This is a genomic window from Acinetobacter sp. YH12136, assembly GCF_013418545.1.
Lineage (GTDB): Bacteria > Pseudomonadota > Gammaproteobacteria > Pseudomonadales > Moraxellaceae > Acinetobacter > Acinetobacter towneri.
Window position 1 is genome coordinate 39413 of record NZ_VPBV01000013.1, and the last position, 15396, is coordinate 54808.

At 43.4% G+C, this 15396-nt stretch carries 16 protein-coding genes; 2 read left to right on the forward strand and 14 right to left on the reverse strand.

Annotation, left to right across the window (positions count from 1 at the left end):
- The first annotated feature begins 25 nt into the window (after nt 1–25).
- Complete coding sequence (locus FTU71_RS07635; RefSeq protein WP_179993929.1) at nt 26–1672, forward strand: acyl-CoA synthetase; 1647 nt, start codon at nt 26–28, stop codon at nt 1670–1672.
- Between the two features lie 109 nt (nt 1673–1781).
- On the opposite strand, the gene yjgA is transcribed toward FTU71_RS07635, so the two are convergent.
- The 9 genes from yjgA to mazG all read right to left on the reverse strand — a co-directional run bounded on the left by yjgA (nt 1782) and on the right by mazG (nt 8489).
- Nucleotides 1782–2315: a ribosome biogenesis factor YjgA gene (yjgA, locus tag FTU71_RS07640; RefSeq protein ID WP_004975130.1), complete on the reverse strand. Its 534-nt coding sequence runs from the start codon at nt 2313–2315 to the stop codon at nt 1782–1784.
- Nucleotides 2316–2317: 2 nt separating this feature from the next.
- Entirely contained in the window at nt 2318–2587 is a 270-nt protein-coding gene (locus FTU71_RS07645; RefSeq protein WP_026438354.1) for an HPr family phosphocarrier protein, read from the reverse strand.
- The gene (gene rapZ, locus FTU71_RS07650) at nt 2584–3435 is read right to left on the reverse strand and encodes an RNase adapter RapZ (protein ID WP_180111768.1); all 852 of its coding nucleotides are present in this window, start codon (nt 3433–3435) and stop codon (nt 2584–2586) included. The genes FTU71_RS07645 and rapZ overlap by 4 nt, the downstream gene beginning before the upstream one ends.
- Nucleotides 3436–3459: 24 nt before the next feature.
- Complete coding sequence (gene panC / locus FTU71_RS07655) at nt 3460–4305, reverse strand: pantoate--beta-alanine ligase (protein WP_004975122.1); 846 nt, start codon at nt 4303–4305, stop codon at nt 3460–3462.
- Between the two features lies 1 nt (nt 4306).
- Complete coding sequence (panB, locus tag FTU71_RS07660) at nt 4307–5116, reverse strand: 3-methyl-2-oxobutanoate hydroxymethyltransferase (RefSeq protein ID WP_019836307.1); 810 nt, start codon at nt 5114–5116, stop codon at nt 4307–4309.
- A 49-nt stretch (nt 5117–5165) separates the two neighbouring features.
- On the reverse strand, nt 5166–5654 hold the full coding sequence (folK, locus tag FTU71_RS07665; protein WP_180037456.1) for a 2-amino-4-hydroxy-6-hydroxymethyldihydropteridine diphosphokinase: 489 nt from the start codon (nt 5652–5654) through the stop codon (nt 5166–5168).
- Nucleotides 5651–7114 carry a polynucleotide adenylyltransferase PcnB gene (gene pcnB / locus FTU71_RS07670; RefSeq protein ID WP_180037454.1) on the reverse strand — a complete coding sequence of 488 codons (1464 nt, stop codon included), beginning with the start codon at nt 7112–7114 and terminating at the stop codon, nt 5651–5653. Before pcnB ends, folK begins: the two co-directional genes overlap by 4 nt.
- A gap of 129 nt (nt 7115–7243) precedes the next feature.
- Entirely contained in the window at nt 7244–7711 is a 468-nt protein-coding gene (locus FTU71_RS07675; protein WP_179993928.1) for a ComEA family DNA-binding protein, read from the reverse strand.
- A gap of 16 nt (nt 7712–7727) precedes the next feature.
- Nucleotides 7728–8489: a nucleoside triphosphate pyrophosphohydrolase gene (gene mazG / locus FTU71_RS07680; RefSeq protein WP_179993927.1), complete on the reverse strand. Its 762-nt coding sequence runs from the start codon at nt 8487–8489 to the stop codon at nt 7728–7730.
- Nucleotides 8490–8596: 107 nt separating this feature from the next.
- Here mazG and FTU71_RS07685 point away from each other — a divergent pair, with 107 nt between their 5' ends.
- Entirely contained in the window at nt 8597–9370 is a 774-nt protein-coding gene (locus FTU71_RS07685; protein WP_004975109.1) for an SDR family oxidoreductase, read from the forward strand.
- Between the two features lie 92 nt (nt 9371–9462).
- On the opposite strand, the gene der is transcribed toward FTU71_RS07685, so the two are convergent.
- From der to ispG, 5 genes are all read right to left on the reverse strand, one after another.
- Nucleotides 9463–10875 carry a ribosome biogenesis GTPase Der gene (gene der, locus FTU71_RS07690; protein ID WP_004975107.1) on the reverse strand — a complete coding sequence of 471 codons (1413 nt, stop codon included), beginning with the start codon at nt 10873–10875 and terminating at the stop codon, nt 9463–9465.
- Between the two features lie 218 nt (nt 10876–11093).
- Complete coding sequence (bamB, locus tag FTU71_RS07695) at nt 11094–12242, reverse strand: outer membrane protein assembly factor BamB (RefSeq protein ID WP_096901518.1); 1149 nt, start codon at nt 12240–12242, stop codon at nt 11094–11096.
- Nucleotides 12242–12943 carry a tetratricopeptide repeat protein gene (locus tag FTU71_RS07700; protein ID WP_178318747.1) on the reverse strand — a complete coding sequence of 234 codons (702 nt, stop codon included), beginning with the start codon at nt 12941–12943 and terminating at the stop codon, nt 12242–12244. Before FTU71_RS07700 ends, bamB begins: the two co-directional genes overlap by 1 nt.
- Before the next feature lie 30 nt (nt 12944–12973).
- Complete coding sequence (gene hisS / locus FTU71_RS07705) at nt 12974–14269, reverse strand: histidine--tRNA ligase (RefSeq protein ID WP_004975101.1); 1296 nt, start codon at nt 14267–14269, stop codon at nt 12974–12976.
- A 3-nt stretch (nt 14270–14272) separates the two neighbouring features.
- Nucleotides 14273–15394, reverse strand: a complete 1122-nt coding sequence (ispG, locus tag FTU71_RS07710) for a flavodoxin-dependent (E)-4-hydroxy-3-methylbut-2-enyl-diphosphate synthase (protein ID WP_004975100.1) — start codon at nt 15392–15394, stop codon at nt 14273–14275.
- Nucleotides 15395–15396 lie beyond the last annotated feature (2 nt).

Sequence of the window (15396 nt, forward strand, 5' to 3'; positions counted from 1 at the left end):
ACGACACATATTATGGAGAATAACAATGGTCAGCGCATACGATGAATTACCGCGTACCCCTGCGAACTTTGTCGCCTTGTCCCCGTTACGTTACTTAGAACGGGCAGCTTATATTTACCCGCACCAAAACGCGATTATTCACGGTTCACGTCAAATTACCTGGCGCGAAACTTATTTGCGCTGCTGCCAATTTGCACATCAACTTCAAAATTTAGGCATCAGCAAAAATGACACTGTTTCGGTGCTGCTTCCGAATGTTCCTGCCATGCTAGAAGCACACTTTGCTGTGCCAATGGCGGGTGCAGTGCTGAACACACTAAACACTCGTTTAGATGCCAAAACACTGGCGTTTATGCTCGATCATGCAGAATCCAAAGTGCTTTTGGTTGACCCTGAATTTGAGGCTTTGGCACAAGAAGCCTTAGCGATGGTCAATCATGAAATTTACGTGATTGATGTCAACGATGCAGAATATGAGCATGCTGCCAATGCCCTTAGCATCGGACAGATTGAATACGAAACTTGGCTGGCTGCAGGTGACCCAAATTTTGAATGGCATTTGCCACAAGATGAATGGGATGCAATTAGCCTGAACTATACGTCTGGCACGACAGGCAACCCGAAAGGCGTGGTCTATCATCATCGCGGTGCCTACATTAATGCAGCCAGTAATATTATTGCCTGCGGGATGACCCCACGTGCAACCTACCTATGGACACTGCCCCTATTCCACTGTAATGGCTGGTGCTTTGCATGGACGATGGCAGCCAACGGTGGCACAAATATCTGCTTACGTAAAGTCGACCCTGAACTGATTTTTAAATTAATTGCAGAGCACAAAGTCGATTATTTCTGCGGTGCGCCAATTGTCTTGTCGATGCTCATCAACACCCCTGAGGAGAAAAAGACCCAGTTTGATCACCGTGTTGAAGTGATGGTTGCGGGTGCTGCACCGCCAGCAGCAATTATTGAAGGTATGCGCAATATTGGCATTAACGTAACTCACGTTTATGGCTTAACTGAAACCTATGGCCCATCTGCGCTGTGTGCTTCTCAAGCAGGCTGGAGCGACCTATCCATTCAAGAACAAGCACAATTACATTCGCGTCAAGGCGTGCCTTATCCGCTGCAAGATGGCATGAAAGTTTTAGACCCAGAAACCATGCAACCTGTACCAAAAGACGGCAAAACCATGGGCGAAATTATGTTCCGTGGCAATATCGTGATGAAAGGTTATTTGAAAAACCCAGAAGCCACCGCAGAAGCATTTGCAGGTGGCTGGTTCCATACGGGCGATTTAGCTGTCTGCCAACCCGATGGCTACGCCAAAATTACTGACCGCTCTAAAGATGTGATTATTTCAGGTGGTGAAAATATTTCTTCACTCGAAGTGGAAGAGGTGTTGTATCAACATCCTGCAATTTTGACTGCTGCAGTGGTGGCAAAACCAGATCCACGTTGGCAGGAAGTCCCGTGTGCCTTTATTGAACTGAAAGAAGGCAAGCAGGTCAGCCCTGAAGAAATTATTGCCTATTGCAGTCAACATTTGGCGCGTTTTAAAGTACCAAAGGATGTGGTGATTACTGAAATTCCAAAAACATCGACAGGTAAATTACAAAAATTTGTACTGCGTGAATGGGCCAAAGAGCGTTCAGTCGGTGAGTTTGGCTAAAATTTGAAAATCTCTATATTAAGACCAAATAAAAACGACTCGTCATGAGTCGTTTTTTTGTGCAATCATCAGCTCACGCTATCTATCTTCTTAGATAAGGTACGCTAATCTAGCTTTCTGACAATAAAGCCACTTGCTGCACATAGTTAAACAACTTGAGCTTAGATGCTTCAAGTTCTTCCGCAGACACTTCCTGTTTCATATCACGGTGGATACGCAACACATGCTGACGCAGTGTATGACGTTCAGCCGCTTTATAGGTTTTACTAAAATCATTAATCACAGGGTCGCCGTCTTTAATAATTCGTTCCACCCAACGCTGTAACTGTGCGGTTTTTTTCGCACCTTGTTGCGGTGTCAAATAAGACAAAATTACGCTTTCATCTTCATTACGCAACAATTTACCAATACGCTGACACTGACGACGACGTGCTTCATGTGAAGTAATGCTTTGCAATTCCAGTAAAGCATCAATTAAACGCTCTTCTACTGGAAGTTTCTGAATTTGTTTGGCGCTTAACTGCGCCAATTGTTCGCCCAGTGCAGCCATACGTTGTACGGCTTTTTTCTGTTCGGTTTTACTTGCACGCCCTTCTAAAGATTCAAAGTCATCTTCGGTAAAACGTTGCGGTCGACGTGCCACGATTAATCTGCCTCGTAAAATTTTGCTGCAAACAGTGCTTGAATATCAGATAAAGCTTTTTCTTCATCTGCACCATCAATCACCAAGCGTAAAGTAGTTCCCTTGCCTGCACCTAACATGAGCAAGGACATAATATTTTTGGCATCAACCAATTTGTCGCCTTTACCAATTTGGATTGACGAACGGAATTTGGTGGTCACTTCAATCAGTTTCCCAGATGCCCGTGCATGTAAACCTAGTTTATTAATTACGTCAACAGTTGTGTCAATCATGACCAGTGCTTCATTTCTCGGTGTAAGACTTGAATAGACCATTTTGCCTCAAGTGCTTTTTTTAGTCTATCAACGATATAAACAGAACGGTGTTGCCCACCCGTACAGCCAATTGAAATGGTAATGTAGTGTCGATGCCCTTCGGCAAAGGCTGGCAACCATTTTTCTAAAAACTGCTGAATGTCGTGAAACATTTCATGCGTTTGTGAACTTTGTTGCAAAAATTCCTGCACAGGGGCATCTAAGCCTGAATATTTCCTGAGCTCCAAATCCCAATGTGGATTGGGCAAATGGCGCACATCAAACACATAATCGGCATCTAAAGGAATTCCGTGCTTATAGCCAAAGGATTGTAAAATTACAATAAGATTGTCGGTTTGTCCAAGCTTAGACAACAATACGTGTTTTAGATCATGCACACTTTTGTCAGTAGTATCAATATGTACCGTAGAGCGAAACTGAATGGGCATCAACAAGTTTTTTTCTTCTTGAATACATTCATTTAAGCTTTTAAAACGATTAGAGAGTGGATGCGGACGGCGTGATGCACTAAAACGTGCAATCAATTCCTGATCTTGCGTGGTCAGAAAAATAATATCGACTGAACCATGCTTTTGCAGTTGTTCAAATACCAAATCAAACTCTTGCAAGTCGGCACGGGTACTACGTACATCCACCCCCAATGCCAACTGTTCTAAGTTATTTTCCTGATCCAGTTTATCCACTATTTCGGGGAGCAATGCCAAAGGTAAATTGTCAATACAGTAATAACCCAAATCTTCCAACACTTGTAATGCCGAAGATTTTCCTGAACCCGATTGACCTGTTACGATCAAAATACGTTTCATGGCATGCAACCCTTCTATTGCCAGCTATGCAGAATGTTTGACCTGCAAATTATCAATTAAACGTGTATTGCCCAATTTTGCCGCAACGAACAACACCAGATCTTCACTAAATGCTTCAATTTTCTGCAGTTCTGTTGTACGCGCCTCTACATAGTCCACAACAAAGCCTGCCGCTGTCAATGTTGCTTTAATATTCGCTAACACTTGTGACAAAGTTTCACCTTGTTGTAATGCTTGTGCAGCAGCCTTTAAACTTTGATAGATTGTCGGTGCAATTTGACGCTGTTCTGCGCTCAAATAACCATTGCGTGAACTGAGTGCCAAACCATCTGCCGCACGAACAATTGGCACACCAATCACCTCTAGCGGAATATTCAAGTCGCGTACAAACTGGCGAATGACTGCCAATTGTTGATAGTCTTTTTCACCAAAGAAAGCATAGTTTGGCTGTACCATATTGAATAACTTGGTCACGACCACCGCAACACCATCAAAGTGTCCAGGACGCTGCAAGCCACATAAGTCTGCCGTAATCTCGCTCACTGAAATATTGGTCAAACGTGGTTTGCTGCCATACATTTGCTCAACTGAAGGCGCAAAAATAATGTCACAACCGACTTCTGCCAACAATTGACTGTCTTGGTCTAAAGTTCGCGGATAACTGTCAAAGTCTTCATTAGGGCCAAATTGAATTGGATTCACAAAAATACTGACCACCACCACATCACATATTTTTTTCGCTTCGCGCACTAAGGTTAAATGCCCTTCGTGCAAATTTCCCATGGTCGGAACAAAACCAATGGTTTTTCGTGCAGCGCGTGCAGGCTGTAATGAAGCCGCTAAGCCTTGAATTGTGGTTTCAGTTTTCATATTACAACTCGACTTGGAAAGTTTGTTCACGTGCTGGGAAAGAACCATCTTGAACTGCAGCATGATAGGCTTTAAACGCATCTAAAATCGCATTTTCACCCGCTTGTTCTTTCATGAAGTTACGCACGAATTTTGCGACACGACCAAAAGTCAGCCCCAGCATGTCTTGCACCACCAATACCTGACCATCAGTGTCTGCGCCCGCGCCAATTCCAATTACTGGAATTTCAGGGAACAAGGCAGAAATTTCTTGACCTAGCTGAGCTGGCACACATTCTAATAATAGAATCGCCGCACCAGCTTCTACAACAGCTTTACAATCAGCAATTAGTTTGTCTGCAGCTTCACGAGTACGTGCCTGTAATTTATAACCCCCAAATACATGCACCGATTGTGGTGTTAAACCTAAGTGCACACAGACAGGAATACCATTACGAGTCAGTGTTGCAACGGTTTCACTGAGCCATGCACCACCTTCCATTTTGACCATTTGCGCACCCGCTTGCATCACTTCTTTGGAGCTTTGCAATGCATCATTTAAGGTGGCATAACTCATAAATGGTAAGTCAGTCAAAATAAAAGCGTGTTGATTACCACGACGCACCGCCGCAGTGTGATAAGCCATATCCGCCACGCTGACAGGCAAGGTTGAGTCACGTCCCTGAATAGACATACCCAAAGAATCACCAATTAAAATCGTATCAATTTCAGCAATTTCCATTGCTTTCGCCATGCTTGCATCATAGCAAGTTAAGCAGGAGAATTTTCGACCTTCCGCTTTAAATTTTCTGAGGTCACTTAAACTAATCATGAAAATATTCCTCTATGGAAAAAGCATCACGCATGCTTAATTTAAAACTTTATAGCCCTGCCCAATTGCCTGCATCCACAACAATTAAGCTCGGATGTTCAAGCAATGGTGAGTGTTTTAATAATTGTCCTTTGACACTTAAGTTAGCATCTAAATCTAACAGCGGGATGACGACAAAATCACGTTCTAATACCCCTACATGCGGTACAGTCAGACGTTCATTTTGAATATTGGCATCAGCATAAATCAACAAGTCTAAATCTAGCGTACGCTCACCCCAATGGCGTAAACGTACCCGACCTGACTCTTGTTCAAAACGCTGTAATTCATCTAACAATGCCAACGCTTCAAGTTCGGTATCTAAACGTACCACAGCATTCAAATAATTAGGCTGATCTTGTGGTCCCATGGGTGGGCTTTGATACAGTTTAGATGTCTGCACTTGCCCCAATGTTGTCAGTTTTTGCACCGCTTCAGTCAAAATTTGACGCGAATCGCCCAAATTACTGCCTAAACCAATATAGGTGATGTTGCTCATTGTGTTGGCCCAAAAATCACTTGGCTTAAATCACGTTGCACACGTTTACGTTTTAAAATTGGATGATCTGCACCAATACCTGAACTGCTTGCTGTAGCAGTCAATTGTGCTCGATTTTCTTCATACTGTTTGGCTTTACGGGCCCGACGACTACGAGGCTCAGGCTCATTCACCAAAGGTTCAATTAAATCAGTGGCATGTGTTGCTGGTGTCACATCAACAGGCTCTTGCGCTGTTTTACGGCGGCTCTTGGCTCGTAGTCGATTGTATTGAGCAATCGCACGTTCTTTTTCATCGGTGCTCATGAGTTGGTAGGCATCCCACCACTGTCCCATCCCTAAAGTCGAGCTATCACCTGCTTTTTCACGCAGTAATAAAAAGTCAAATCCTGCACGGAAACGTGCATGCCCAGACAATGCTTCAATTTGCTGTGGTTTCGGTTGCAATAAACGGGTTTGCATTTCCCAAACTTCACGAATAAAAGTTTCAGCAAAGCGCGGAATAATGGTACGTGTCGCCTGACGTTTTAGTACATCTAAACCAGCTTGTGCTCGCGCTTCGGCGGCCACTACACCTTTAGACAGATAAAAGTCACAACGCTCTAAAAATGGTTGCCACAACAGCACCGCATAGAAAAATGCAGGGTTGATGGTTTTACCAATCGCAATCCGTTGATCGGTATTTTTTGCTGCACGTTCAATAAATGAGTTGATGTCTGGTTTGATATCAGCAAATAACTGACGCCAAATACCAAACTCAATCAACATCGGCAGGACTTTGTTTAAATGTCCCATCGTAAAGAGTTTTTGAGACTCATCATATAAACGGTGTGGCGAAACATCACGCAATAACTGCGTCATTTCAGGCGTAAAAATTTTAAGAATTTTTGGATCAATATTGAAATTTAATTTAGCAGCAAAACGCAAAGTACGCAGCATACGCACTGGGTCTTCTTCAAAACGTAAGGTTGGATCGCCCAATAAGCGCAAGTTTCTGTGCTTAATATCATCTACAGCATTGCAAAAATCGAGCACGATGCCTTTACGTGGCTGGTAATACAACGCATTTATTGAAAAGTCACGACGGGCAGAATCTTGCTCGATTGTGCCCCAGTTATTATCGCGCAGAATCATCCCCGCCGCAGACGTCACAGCTTTTTTCGGTGGCGCACGGAAAGTGGCCACTTCAATTAGTTCACGCCCTGCATAGACATGCGCCAGCTCAAAACGTCGTCCTATAATTCGGCAACGTCGTCCGAAAACTTCTTTCACTTGTGAGGGTGTAGCATTCGTTACGGCATCAAAATCCTTCGGATTTAGCCCTAACATTAAGTCACGAACTCCACCACCGACGATATAGGCTTCATAGCCTGCTTTGGTTAAAGCATCTAGAACATCTAAAATGGAAGAAGGTAATTGAGCGGTAGATAAACCACATTTTGACGCGCGCAAAGTTTGCAAAAGACGCTGTCTCCTACGTCTGAACGTAAAACAGATAAGATGTCGCTAATCATATCCCTAACACAATCAAAGGGCAATTTGATTCACACGCTAATTTTGCAATGTGCAGTGCTAAAATTCTGCTTGCAGCTACAATGCCAACTTATGTTTATTCTTGGCAAATAAGGCAGGTCCAATCCCTTTGACTTGCTGAAGTTCTTCAATACTTTGGAATTTTCCATTTTGTTTTCGGTATTCCACAATCGCTTGTGCTTTTTTCATACCCACCCCAGACAATTGCTGCAATTGTTCTAGTGAAGCACTATTTAAACGCACCTGATTTGAATGCGCACTTTGCTGAGTAGGACGCGCTAAATAATGTGCTTCGCTTGATGATGCGGTTTGAGTCACACTTAAACGCTGATCTTGCGCGGCTTGCTGTGCTTTCCATTTTAAATAGTTTTGATCATAGCTATGCCCACTGACCTGCGCAGGCCTGGACTGCACATTTTGTGCTGTACTCCACATGCTGATACTACATAACAGCAATGCAAGCAAGTACTGCCATCCGAAAGAAAAAAAGCGAAAAGAAGCTTTTAACTGCTGCGATATATTCATGTTGCCGCAAAACCTGTCATTCTAATTGTTGTTTTGCCTGCTCCCAAAGTTGATCCATTTCTTCTAAAGTCATATCTTCTATTGTTTTTTGTTGTAATTTGGCCTGATCTTCAATGAAAGCAAAGCGTGTTCTAAATTTATGAATCGTACCCAATAATGCCATCTCACTGGATAAGCCAAGTTTACGTCCAACATTGATTAAAGAAAACAAACAATCACCAAATTCATCCCGTATTTCGTCGGATTGTTGCTGTTGAATCGCCTGTTGTAATTCTTGCAATTCTTCTTCTAACTTGCCATACGCATCTTGCACGGTATGAAAGTCAAAGCCCAATTGTGCCGCATGTTGTTGAATTTGTTGTGCTTGCACCAAGGCGGGTGCATGTTTCACCTCATCTAAACGTGACTTTGCTTTACCCTGTTTTTCTTGTTGTTTGATGGTTTTCCATAAAGCAGCGACATCTTCTGCGCTGAGCTGCGCAAACTGTTCTGCCTGAAAAACATGTGGATGCCGACGAATCAATTTATCGCAAATGGCTTGCACCACATCCTGAAAATCAAATGCGCCTTGTTCGCTATACATTTGTGCCTGAAACACCACTTGCAACAACAAATCACCCAGTTCATCACGTACATCATCCACCTTGCCTGAACGCACTGCTGCTTCAACTTCATAAGCTTCTTCAATTGCGTATTGAGTCAAACTTTCTGGGGTTTGTTTTTGATCCCACGGGCATTGTTGACGTAACTGTTGCATGATTGAAAGCAATTGCTGCATGGGTTGTTCCTTATTTCAATTTATTGCACGAATGCACCATTTTTTTGTTATGCTCAGACGGCAAGGACGATATGCACAACAAAAATAACATCAGGGAGCAAGTTCAAATGCACAGTATCTTGATTAGTGGCGCTGCACAAGGCATTGGTGCGGCAATCGCACAATTGTTTTATCGGCAAGGTTACCGTGTCGGTATTTATGATATTCATCTCACACAAGCACAGCAATTGGCAGAACAATTGGGTGAGCGTGCGCATGCAGGTTTGCTTGATGTAGCAGACTATGCCAGTTGGCAAGCTGCATTATCCGATTTTTGCCAATGGGCAGGTGAATTGAATATTTTGGTGAATAATGCAGGAATTCTCTACTCAGGCGCATTTGAAGACACACCCATAGAAGCGCATCATCGGACTATGGCAGTGAATGTGAATGGTGTATTAAACGGTTGTCATGCGGCTTTGCCTTATTTAAAACAAGCAAGTTTTGCACGGGTGATTAACCTGTCTTCGGCATCTGCGATTTATGGACAAGCCGATTTAATTTCTTATTCTGCTTCCAAATTTGCAGTACGTGGCATTACGGAAGGTTTAGATATAGAGTGGCAAAAATACGGCACTCGGGTCTTAGATGTCATGCCGCTATTTGTACAAACTGCAATGGTGAAAGATATGGATGCAGCCACCATTCAAAACATGGGCGTGCATTTATCGACAGAAGATGTCGCCCAGGTGGTGTATCAACAAGCGACGGTTAAAGATTCGATTCTGACCAATACGCATCGTGCGGTCGGTTTAAAAGCCAAAACCCTAATGCAACTTTCGAGTATTAGCCCACAATGGTTAAATCGTCTGTCGAATAGCTTGTTGGCGAAGCGTCATTAATTCTACATCTATCTATTTTAAATTAAGTTGCTCAAAAAAAATCCCGAATTCACATTCGGGATTTTTTAATCAAACGCGTCAAAATTTAAGCCTTAGCCTCGCTTAAACTTCTTCTCGGCTTTCTTAAACTTCTGCACATAACGACGACGACGTGCCGCAGTACGCTCATCCACTTGTGACTTACGCCCTTCAAATGGGTTTTCAGAGGTTTTAAATTCAATTTTTACAGGTGTACCTTCTAGCTTATAGACTTTACGGAACACGTTTTCTAAATAACGACGGTAATCTGCAGGAGTTTTATCGACCTTATTACCATGAATCACGATGGTTGGCGGGTTCTGTCCACCCATGTGTGCATAACGCATTTTAATAGCGCGACCTTGCACTTTAGGTGGATGGTGTGCATCTGTTGCGTCATTCAAAATTTGCGTCAATTTGGCAGGTGACACTTTTAAGTGCGATGACTCATACGCACGGTGGATAGATGGATATAAGTCACCCACGCCTGTACCATGCAAGGCAGAAATCAGGTGGATTTTTGCCCATGGAATAAAGTCAAAACGACGCTCAACATCTAACTTACATTGTTTGCGATCATATTCGGACATATTGTCCCATTTGTTAATCGCAATCACCATGGCACGCCCTGCTTCAAGTGCGTAACCAATTAAGTGCAAATCTTGCTCGACAATACCATCACGTGCATCAACCACAATCACCACCACGTGTGCATCTTTCATGGCTTGCAAGGTTTTCACAATCGAGAATTTCTCGATCATTTCATCGACCTTACCTTTACGACGCACACCTGCAGTATCAATCAAGGTGTATTTACGTTCGTTGCGCTCAAACGGAATATAGACTGAGTCACGTGTCGTACCTGGCTGATCGTATGCCACTACACGTTCTTCACCCAATAAACGGTTAACCAGTGTCGATTTACCCACGTTTGGACGTCCAATAATGGCTAAACGCAAACCTGTGTCTTGATCATGTGCATCTGGGTTTTCATCTTCAGGAACATCTGCCAAAACGTCTTCCAGCATTTGCTGAACGCCTCGACCATGGCTGGCAGCCACTTGCAATGGCTCGCCCATACCCAGTTTAAAGAACTCAACCAAAGCGGCTTCGGCATGTACGCCATCTACTTTGTTCGCCACCAAGAATACTTTTTTGCCCAAAGTACGCAATTCACGCGCAATTTGCTCATCCGATGCCAACAAGCCTGCACGTGCATCGACCACAAAAATGATCATATCGGCTTCATGGATGGCTGTTTTAGATTGTTCAGCCATGTAAGAGTCGATGCCACCTTCACTTTCGCCAATACCGCCAGTATCGACCACAATGAAAGATTTATTTTGATAGGTTGCATCACCATATTTGCGGTCACGTGTCAGACCTGCAAAGTCAGCAACAAGTGCATCACGGCTCTTGGTAATCTGGTTAAACAGCGTTGATTTTCCGACGTTCGGACGACCAATGAGCGCAATTACGGGTTTCATAGATTAACCTTTATTCAAGATCAGTCAGTTTCAATGGTCTGTACATCCGAAACTGTGGAAGAAAGAACAGAGTATGGATGTTGGGTTCAGCGTTGCGACCATGCAAACGACAGAGAGAACATCGACCACTCTATTAAATAAAAACACGGGGCATTGATGATTCAATTACCCCGCGTAAAAATACGGACAACTATTTTAGCATAAAAGTCAGAACAAAATTAGCGGTTCTGCCAAACGCTTAATGCGCCCTTTTGCGTTGCGACATAGAGTTGATTGTCAATTACACGCAATGAACGGACTTCGCCATTGGTTTTTGAACGTCCAACCAGTTGCCCTGAGCTTGGATCAATGAGGTGTAAAACACCATCTAAATCACCAACCACTAAATATTGTCCAAACAACACAGGATTAGATAAACGACGGTTGAGCAAACTGTCATTTTCCCAAAGTGCTTGTCCTGATGTGATTTCGTAAGCTGCAATTTTACCATCTGCAGTGCTGACAAATACACCATTCCCCGCAACTTCTGGACGTTTGGTACTGCTTGCATCTTCACTCCAAATCACTTGTTGTGAAGCCAAGTCCAATACGGTGACCTGACCTTGGTAGCTTGTGGTCACCAAGAATTGACCAGCAACCACTGGGTCGCCATCAATGTCATTTAAGCGTTGAATGTCTGAACGGCCTTCACTAATGGCAACGCGGCGCTGCATACGTGGTACGCCTGTAACAATATCCAGTGCATAGACATAGGCATTTGCAGAAGCAATCAGTACAGTACGTGAATCGAGCGCCACAGGTGCAGCCATACCACGCAAACTAAATTGCACGTTTGGCAAGTTGTAAGTCCACACCAACTGACCTGTTTCGGCATTGTGTGCATATACCGTGCCGTCATTACTTACAGTCACCACACGACCCGCCTGAATTAACGATGGCGCAAGAATTGCACCTGTTAACTGTGCCACCCACTTTTGCTCACCTGTTTGCTGATCTAAAGCAAACAATTGTCCTTTACTGTTTCCTGCAACCACAATGCCATCAGCAGCATTGACACCTGCAGTTAAGCCTTGCTTAGACACTTGTTTTTGCCAAAGACGTTGCTTGCCTTGATAGGCTGCCATCTCACCTTTAGGATCAACAGTATAAATTACCCCGTTTTCGGCATCTAATTGCAGGCGTAGTGGATCGGCTGATGTAGTCGATGCAACGCTTTGTGAAAATACAGGAACTAGACTTTGTGCTTGCTCAAGTTTTGGCAGTGGATTTGGCTTAACTTCTGCAACTTTAATTTTATTGGTAGAACACCCCACTAAAGCGAGGGTTAAAACGGTCAGTGCAAACGGTATTTTATACTTTCTATTCATTAGCTCTCATCCACTTGTGTGTCTAATACTGGGCGTTCAATTTCAGGATCATCCACCAAAACACCAACACTTTCGAGTTTTATTTGTAAAATTTGACGTTCTTGTTTACGTTCCACCAAAGTATCCCATGCACTTTGATAGGCTTTTTTGGCATTTTCACGGTCATTTTTCGCGACATAAACATCGCCACGCGCTTCATCTGCAGTCGCTTTAAATGCAGGATCAGTCACCGCGGCCAAACTTTGAATAGCTTCATCGTATTTCTTTTGCGCCAACTGTGCATAAGCCAAACGCAACTTAACCAATTGCACTAAGCCTTGGTCTTTTACTTTAGAGTTTTCAACTTTCTTTAAGGCTTTTTCTGCGGCAGCAAAATCTTGCTGATCGTAAGCGAGTTTAGCCATTAAGAATTGAGTTTGAATAGCTTGCGCAGAATCAGGGGCTTCTTTCACAATTTTATCAGCAGTGGCAGACAATTGACTGAAGGCATCTGGATTGCCTTCTGCTGTACGTGCATCATCCATCAATTGTTGCACTTTAGCAGTATTCATTTGCTGCTCTGCCAAGGTTTTTTTCTGCCAATATTGCCATCCGAAAAAGGCAATCAACGCAATTAAAATCCCGCTAATCATGGCTGAACCATATTTTTTCGCAAACGATTTTAAACTATCAAGTTGTTCGTCATCACTCAATGCGCTCATTGGATTACCCTTTTCCTTATGTTATTTGGCTTATTGTGAAGAAAATTTTTCAATGATGAAAGGCACAATTTTGGTCACTGCAACAGTCGTTTGCTCAGCAGTTGCCAAGGTTTTCACTGCCAATTGCTGTGCTTCCGCTTCGCGCTCACCAAAAATCAAGGCATAGATTGCACCTGATTGATCGGCTTTTTTCATTTGGCTTTTCATTGAGCCTTGTGAACCAACTTTTAAGCGAATCTGGCTGCCCGCTTGTTCGAATTGGTCACGAATTTGCTCAGCTAAAACCAACGCCTTGCCTTGAGTTGTTGGATCTGCCAACAAGAATACTTCACAATCACGTACAGGCGTATTGTCTTCGACTTGCTCAAGCAACAACAATAAACGCTCAATGCCCATGGCGAAGCCCACGGCAGGTACGGACTGATCTGCCTTACCCTTCAACTGCCCAACCAAACCATCATAGCGCCCGCCTGCACAAACTGTGCCTTGCGAACCTAAATGCGTGGTTGTCCATTCAAAAACGGTTTTATTGTAATAATCTAAACCACGTACCAGTTTTTGATTAATCACAAACTCAATGCCTGCATCGGTTAAATACTGCTGTAATTGGGCAAAGTGATTCAGCGTATCTTCACCCATAAAATCATGCAATTTTGGAGCATTTTCTAGGATGCTTTGCGTTTTAGCATCTTTCGAGTCCAAAATACGCAGTGGGTTAGTACTTAAACGACGCTGTGAATCTTCGTCTAAATCGGCTTTGTGCGCTTCCAAAAACTCAACCAAAGCGGCACGATACGCTGCGCGCTCATCCGACTCACCCAGCGTATTCAACTCTAAGCGAACTTTATCGGCAACGCCCATACGTTTCCATAAACGCGCAGTCATTAAAATAAGTTCGGCATCCATATCTGGTGTTGCAACGCCAAAAGTTTCTACACCAAATTGGTGGAATTGACGATAACGACCTTTTTGCGGTTTTTCATAACGAAACATTGGGCCGATATACCACACGCGCGGTGTCGCACCACGTAGCAAATTGTGCTCTAACATGGCACGTACACAACCCGCAGTTCCTTCAGGACGCAAAGTCAAAGACTCAGGCGGATTACCCTTGTCTAAGAATGTGTACATTTCTTTTTCAACAATATCGGTCGCATCACCAATTGAACGCTTAAACAAATTGGTTTGCTCAACCATTGGCAAACGAATTTGTTGATAACCATAAGCATCCATTAAAGATGCTAAATGTTGCTCTAGACGTCTCCACGCAGGTGTTTGCGTTGGAAGAATGTCATTAAAACCTTTAATTGCAACAATTGAACTCATGACTTACTCAGAAAAATTTGTACGAATAATCTCTTTAGATTTAGCTTGTTCAAGCTCTGTAACACGCTGACGAACCATGCTTTCGATTTCATCAACGAGTTGATTGGTATCAATTAAATGGCTCTTTTCACCATTACGATAAACCAATGAACGCGGACTTGCGCCCACCACACCAATATCAGCTTCTTTAGCTTCGCCCGGGCCATTCACTTTACAACCAATGACCGATACATCCATTGGAGTACGAATATCTTCCAAACGCTCCTCCAATGCCTGCATTACAGAAATGACGTTAAATTCCTGACGTGAACAGCTTGGGCAGGCAATAAAGTTAATCCCGTTAGAGCGTAAACCTAAAGATTTTAGAATATCAAAACCGATTTTAACTTCATCTTCAGGTTCTGCCGCAAGTGAAATACGCATGGTATCGCCAATGCCTTCCATGAGCAGACCGCCCAAAGCAATTGCAGATTTTACGGTACCTGTACGGTAAATACCTGCTTCAGTTACGCCCAAATGTAATGGATTATCAATTTGTTGTGATAACAAACGATAAGCATCCATGGTTAAAAACACATTCGATGCTTTGACTGAAACTTTAAATTCCTGAAAATCTAGACGGTCTAAAATATCAATATGACGCATGGCAGATTCTAGCAATGCTGCGCCTGTCGGCTCGCCATATTTTTTCTGAATATCTTTTTCTAGCGATCCCGCATTCACACCAATCCGCATAGAAATATCATGATGTTTGGCAGCAGCCACCACTTCACGAATTTTAGCTTCCGAACCAATATTACCCGGGTTAATCCGCAAACAGTCTGCACCCGCATCAGCAACTGCCAACGCAATTTTATAGTCAAAGTGAATGTCTGCCACCAACGGCACAGATACTTGCTTTCGAATTTCACCAAATGCAGCTGCGGCTTCCATGGTTGGTACAGAAACACGCATGATGTCTACGCCCGCATCTACACAACGCTGAATTTGCGCCACGGTTGCAGCAACATCGCAGGTTTCCGTATTGGTCATACTTTGGATGCTAATGGGCGCATCACCACCCACATAGACAGAACCCACACGAATTTTACGGGTCGGACGGCGTTGAATTGGATTTACAATCATGA

Coding starts and splice junctions, on each gene's coding strand:
- FTU71_RS07635 (WP_179993929.1), top strand. CDS start 26: ATGGTCAGCGCATACGATGAATTACCGCGTACCCCTGCGAACTTTGTC.
- FTU71_RS07645 (WP_026438354.1), bottom strand. CDS start 2,587: ATGATTGACACAACTGTTGACGTAATTAATAAACTAGGTTTACATGCA.
- rapZ (WP_180111768.1), bottom strand. CDS start 3,435: ATGAAACGTATTTTGATCGTAACAGGTCAATCGGGTTCAGGAAAATCT.
- panC (WP_004975122.1), bottom strand. CDS start 4,305: ATGAAAACTGAAACCACAATTCAAGGCTTAGCGGCTTCATTACAGCCT.
- panB (WP_019836307.1), bottom strand. CDS start 5,116: ATGATTAGTTTAAGTGACCTCAGAAAATTTAAAGCGGAAGGTCGAAAA.
- folK (WP_180037456.1), bottom strand. CDS start 5,654: ATGAGCAACATCACCTATATTGGTTTAGGCAGTAATTTGGGCGATTCG.
- FTU71_RS07675 (WP_179993928.1), bottom strand. CDS start 7,711: ATGAATATATCGCAGCAGTTAAAAGCTTCTTTTCGCTTTTTTTCTTTC.
- mazG (WP_179993927.1), bottom strand. CDS start 8,489: ATGCAGCAATTGCTTTCAATCATGCAACAGTTACGTCAACAATGCCCG.
- FTU71_RS07685 (WP_004975109.1), top strand. CDS start 8,597: ATGCACAGTATCTTGATTAGTGGCGCTGCACAAGGCATTGGTGCGGCA.
- der (WP_004975107.1), bottom strand. CDS start 10,875: ATGAAACCCGTAATTGCGCTCATTGGTCGTCCGAACGTCGGAAAATCA.
- bamB (WP_096901518.1), bottom strand. CDS start 12,242: ATGAATAGAAAGTATAAAATACCGTTTGCACTGACCGTTTTAACCCTC.
- FTU71_RS07700 (WP_178318747.1), bottom strand. CDS start 12,943: ATGAGCGCATTGAGTGATGACGAACAACTTGATAGTTTAAAATCGTTT.
- hisS (WP_004975101.1), bottom strand. CDS start 14,269: ATGAGTTCAATTGTTGCAATTAAAGGTTTTAATGACATTCTTCCAACG.
- ispG (WP_004975100.1), bottom strand. CDS start 15,394: ATGATTGTAAATCCAATTCAACGCCGTCCGACCCGTAAAATTCGTGTG.